The 4,716-nt window shown below is 70.5% G+C and carries 3 protein-coding genes and 1 pseudogene; 2 read left to right on the forward strand and 2 right to left on the reverse strand.

The window, feature by feature from the left end; all coding sequences use genetic code 11:
* Window positions 1-383: pseudogene (locus FV228_RS20750) on the forward strand (protein dehydratase); the annotation flags it as partial.
* Window positions 384-609: 226 nt separating this feature from the next.
* Here the strand turns inward: FV228_RS20750 and FV228_RS20755 are convergent.
* Entirely contained in the window at window positions 610-1,035 is a 426-nt protein-coding gene (locus tag FV228_RS20755) for an organic hydroperoxide resistance protein (protein ID WP_147856348.1), read from the reverse strand.
* An 89-nt stretch (window positions 1,036-1,124) separates the two neighbouring features.
* Window positions 1,125-2,846, reverse strand: coding sequence for an adenine deaminase (gene ade, locus FV228_RS20760; RefSeq protein WP_147856349.1), 1,722 nt, complete (start codon window positions 2,844-2,846; stop codon window positions 1,125-1,127).
* Window positions 2,847-2,992: 146 nt separating this feature from the next.
* On the opposite strand from ade, the gene ilvD reads away from it, so the two are divergent.
* Window positions 2,993-4,716: dihydroxy-acid dehydratase (ilvD, locus tag FV228_RS20765; protein ID WP_147856350.1), on the forward strand; the 1,724-nt coding region annotated here is incomplete at its 3' end.

A 4,716-nucleotide genomic window follows, 5' to 3' on the forward strand; every position in this document is an offset into this window, starting at 1 on the left:
CCGGCACCGGGGCCACGGCCGAGCGCGACGACGCGGCCGCCTACGAGCAGGTCTGGGCCGTGCCGGCGACGCCGACGCTGTTGTTCCGCTACTCGGCCATGACCTTCAACGGCCACCGCTTCCACTATGACCAGCCCTACGCCACGCGCGTCGAGGGCTATGCCGACCTGGTGGTCCACGGCCCGATCCAGGCGACGCTGCTGATGAATTTGGCCGCGACGCTGCTCGGACGGGTGCCGCGCACCTTCACGCATCGCGGCGTCTCGCCGCTGACGGCCAACCAGATCTTTCGGATCTGTGGGCGGCGGACCGGGGAGGGGTTCGAGGGCGTCACGTTGGACGAGGCAGGCCGCGTCTGCATGCGGGCGCGGGCGGCGGTATGAACGCTGACGCCTCGGCGTTCAGCTGGCCGTCATCGCGAGCGTAGCGCCGCGACCCAGTGTAGCGCGATCTCAGACGTAGCGCGTCCCTGGGTTGTTGCGCTGCGCTCGCTATGACGGTTGAGGATGCTCGCCACAGGACGTTGTTCCGTCGACGACCGGAGCCCGAGGGGCGCCCGCAGGGTCGGCGCTCCTCAGGATCTTCGAACGGACGGGATGACGACCCGGCTCAGGCGAGCGTCAGGCCGACATCGACGTTGCCGCGGGTGGCGTTCGAGTACGGGCAGACCTGGTGGGCGGCGTCCACGAGCTTCTGCGCGTCGGCGCGGTCGAGGCCCGGCAGGCTGATCGTCAGGTCGGCGGTGATGCCGAAGCCGCCCTCGGAGCGCGGGCCGATGCCCACATCGGCGGTGACGGTGGTCTCGGCCGGGACCTTGAGCTTCAGCGAGGGGGCGACCGCCTTCATGGCGCCGAGGAAGCAGGCCGAATAGCCGGAGGCGAACAGCTGCTCGGGGTTCGCGCCCGGGCCGCCGGCGCCGCCGAGCTCCTTCGGGGTCGCGAGCTTCACCTCGAAGCTGCCGTCGGCGGTCTTGGCGGCGCCGTCGCGGCCTCCGGTGGCGGTCGCGCTGGTGCGGTACTTCACGTCTACGGACATGGTGCGATCTCCAGGAACAGGAAGGGAGTCGGCATATAGGGCCGGCACAGCCCTCATATAATCCCGAGATAGATTGTGCGCAATCGATTTTACGGATCGATCAGCGCGAAGCGGTCGACATCCACCAAGCCCTTGTCGGTGATCTTCAGGTGCGGGATCACGGGCAGCGGCAGGAACGCCACCTGCAGGAACGGCTCGGGCAGGACGACGCCGAGGCCGCGCGCCGCCGCCCGCAGGGTCACCAGCGCGGCACCGATCGCATCGAACGGCAGCAGGCTCATCAGACCGGCGACCGGCAGGGCGATCTCGGCGAGCACCCGGCCGCCCTCGACCACCACGAAGCCGCCCTCGATGGCGCCGAGCCGGTTCACCGCCACGGCCATGTCGGCATCGTCGGCGCCGACCACCGTGACGTTGTGGCTGTCGTGCCCGACCGAGGAGGCGATCGCGCCGCGCTTCAGGCCGAAGCCCTTCACGAACGCCACGCCGATGCCCCGCTGCCCCGCCGGCGTCTTCCCGTGGCGCTCCACCACCGCGACCTTGATGACGTCCTGATCGAGGTCGATCCGGCGCTCGCCCGCGCTGTAGGGCAGCGACAGGTCGTGCCGCAGGGTGATGAGCTTGCCCGGCACCACGCCGATCACCGGCGTCGATGGCCCGGAACCGGGGGCCGCGAAATCCGCCGCCGTCACCCGGCGGGCCCGCAGGCTGTTCCGGCCGATCGGCTGGATCGCGGGCCGGTCGGCGAACAGCGCGTCCTCCACCAGTCGCCCGGCGCTGAAGACCCGGGCGACGCGACACTCCAGGAAATCGTCGAGCACGACGAGGTCGGCACGCTGGCCCGGTGCCACCAGGCCGCGATCGTGCAGCCCCAGCGCCCGGGCCGCCGACCAGGAGGCCGCCCGGTAGGCCGCCAGCGGCGGCGCACCCAGCGCGATCGCGGTACGGACGACGTAGTCGAGGTGGCCCTCCTCGGCGATGTCGAGGGGGTTCCGGTCGTCGGTGCAGAAGGCCAGGAACGGCGCCGTGCGCTCGGTCAGGATCGGCGCCAGGGCGTGCAGGTCCTTGGAGACCGAGCCCTCGCGGATCAGCACGGTCATGCCCTTGGACAGTTTTTCCATCGCCTCCTCGGGCGTGGTCGCCTCGTGCTCGGTGCGGATGCCGGCCGCGATGTAGCCGTTGAGCGCGCTTCCGCGCAGCAGCGGCGCGTGGCCGTCGATCAGCCGGCCCTGGAACGCCGCGAGCTTTTCGAGGGCGGCCGGGTCGCCGGCGAGCACGCCCGGGAAATTCATGAACTCGGCGAGCCCGATCACCTTGGGATGGCCCGCGAAGGGCAGCAGGTCCGCCACCCCGATCCGCGCGCCCGAGGTCTCGAGGTGGTCGGTGGCCGGCACGCAGGAGGACAGCTGGACCCGCAGGTCCATCGCCAGGGTCTCGGACGAGGCCAGGAACCACGCGAACGCCTCGGTTCCCAGCACGTTCGCCATCTCGTGCGGGTCGCACAAGCCGGTGGTGACGCCGTGGGGCAGGACGCAGCGCTCGAATTCCTGCGGCGGCATCAGCGAGGATTCGACGTGGAAATGCGTGTCGATGAAGCCCGGCACCACGACCTTGCCGGCGATGTCGATCTCGCGCCGCCCGCGATAGCTGCCGAAGGTGCCGACGATCCGGTCGCCGCAGATCGCGATATCGGAGGCGACGAGGTCGCCGGTGACGAGGTCGAGGAAGCGCCCGCCCTTCAGGACGAGGTCGGCCTCGGTCCGGCCCTGGCCCTGGTCGATGGCCCGCTTCAGGAAATCCACTCGGTCCATCGTACGATTCGCCTCTCTCGCGTCCCGGTATCCGCCGGGAGCATGACACGGTCGCGTCCGCTTCGGCGACGCTTGCAGCGACGCGTCGGCGGGCGCAGAAGCCCCTACCTTTGAAAGATTCGCTTCTGAACCGATTGAACCGCGCGATGCCCGCCTATCGTTCCCGCACCACCACCCACGGCCGCAACATGGCCGGCGCCCGCGGCCTCTGGCGCGCCACCGGCATGAAGGACGGCGATTTCGGCAAGCCGATCATCGCCGTGGTGAACTCGTTCACCCAGTTCGTGCCCGGCCACGTCCACCTGAAGGATCTCGGCCAGCTGGTCGCCCGGGAGATCGAGAAGGCCGGCGGCGTCGCCAAGGAGTTCAACACCATCGCGGTCGATGACGGCATCGCGATGGGCCACGACGGCATGCTCTACTCGCTGCCGTCCCGGGAGCTGATCGCCGATTCCGTCGAGTACATGGTCAACGCGCACTGCGCCGACGCGATGGTGTGCATCTCGAATTGCGACAAGATCACCCCCGGCATGCTCATGGCCTGCCTGCGGCTGAACATCCCGACGGTGTTCGTCTCGGGCGGCCCGATGGAGGCCGGCAAGGTCCAGCTGCCCGGCATCGCCAAGAAGGTCGATCTGGTCGACGCCATGATCGCGGCCGCCGACGACCGGATCTCGGACGAAGACGTGGCGGTGATCGAGCGCTCGGCCTGCCCGACCTGCGGCTCCTGCTCGGGCATGTTCACCGCGAACTCGATGAACTGCCTGACCGAGGCGCTGGGTCTGGCGCTGCCGGGCAACGGCTCGGTTCTGGCGACGCACGCCGACCGCAAGCGCCTGTTCGTGGAGGCCGGCCACCTGATCGTGGACCTCGCCCGCCGCCACTACGAGCAGGACGACGCGAGCGTGCTGCCCCGCGCGGTTGCGAGCGTCACGGCGTTCGCGAACGCCATGACGCTGGACATCGCCATGGGCGGCTCGACCAACACGGTGCTGCACCTGCTGGCCGCCGCCCACGAGGGCGAGGTGCCGTTCACCATGGCCGATATCGACCGGCTGTCCCGGCGCGTGCCGGTCCTGTGCAAGGTCGCCCCGGCGGTGGCCAACGTCCACATGGAGGACGTGCACCGGGCCGGCGGGATCATGGCCATCCTGGGCGAGCTCGACCGGGCGGGGCTGATCGAGACGGAGGTCGGCAACGTCGCCGCCGGGACCCTCGGCGCGGCGCTGGCACGCTGGGACGTCCGCGGCGCGCCCAGCGCCTCGGTCCAGAGTTTCTACCGCGCGGCCCCCGGGGGCGTGCCGACCCAGGTGGCGTTCAGCCAGGAATCCCGTTTCGATGAGCTCGACCTCGACCGGGAGGGCGGGGTGATCCGCGACGCCGCCCACGCCTATTCGCGCGATGGTGGCCTGGCGGTGCTCTACGGCAACCTCGCCGAGCAGGGCTGCATCGTGAAGACGGCAGGCGTCGACGCCTCGATCCTGACCTTCACGGGGACCGCCCGGGTGTTCGAGAGCCAGGACGCCGCGGTGGACGGGATCCTCAACGGCAAGGTCACGGCCGGCGAGGTGGTGCTGATCCGCTACGAGGGCCCGCGCGGCGGCCCCGGCATGCAGGAGATGCTCTATCCGACGAGCTACCTGAAATCGAAGGGCCTCGGCAAAGCCTGCGCGCTGGTCACCGACGGCCGCTTCTCGGGCGGGTCCTCCGGCCTGTCGATCGGCCACGTCTCCCCGGAGGCGGCCGAGGGCGGGCTGATCGGCCTCGTGCGCGACGGCGACACCATCGCCATCGACATCCCGGCCCGCTCCATCGACCTCGCCGTCGAACCCGCCGAGCTGGAGCGGCGCCGGGCCGAGCAGGACGCCGC

It is taken from the genome of Methylobacterium sp. WL18 (assembly GCF_008040015.1).
In the GTDB taxonomy this organism is placed as follows: domain Bacteria; phylum Pseudomonadota; class Alphaproteobacteria; order Rhizobiales; family Beijerinckiaceae; genus Methylobacterium; species Methylobacterium mesophilicum.

What these genes read in the sequence shown, in the direction of transcription:
- FV228_RS20755 (WP_147856348.1), bottom strand. Translation starts at nt 1,035, where the DNA reads ATGTCCGTAGACGTGAAGTACCGCACCAGCGCGACCGCCACCGGAGGC.
- ade (WP_147856349.1), bottom strand. Translation starts at nt 2,846, where the DNA reads ATGGACCGAGTGGATTTCCTGAAGCGGGCCATCGACCAGGGCCAGGGC.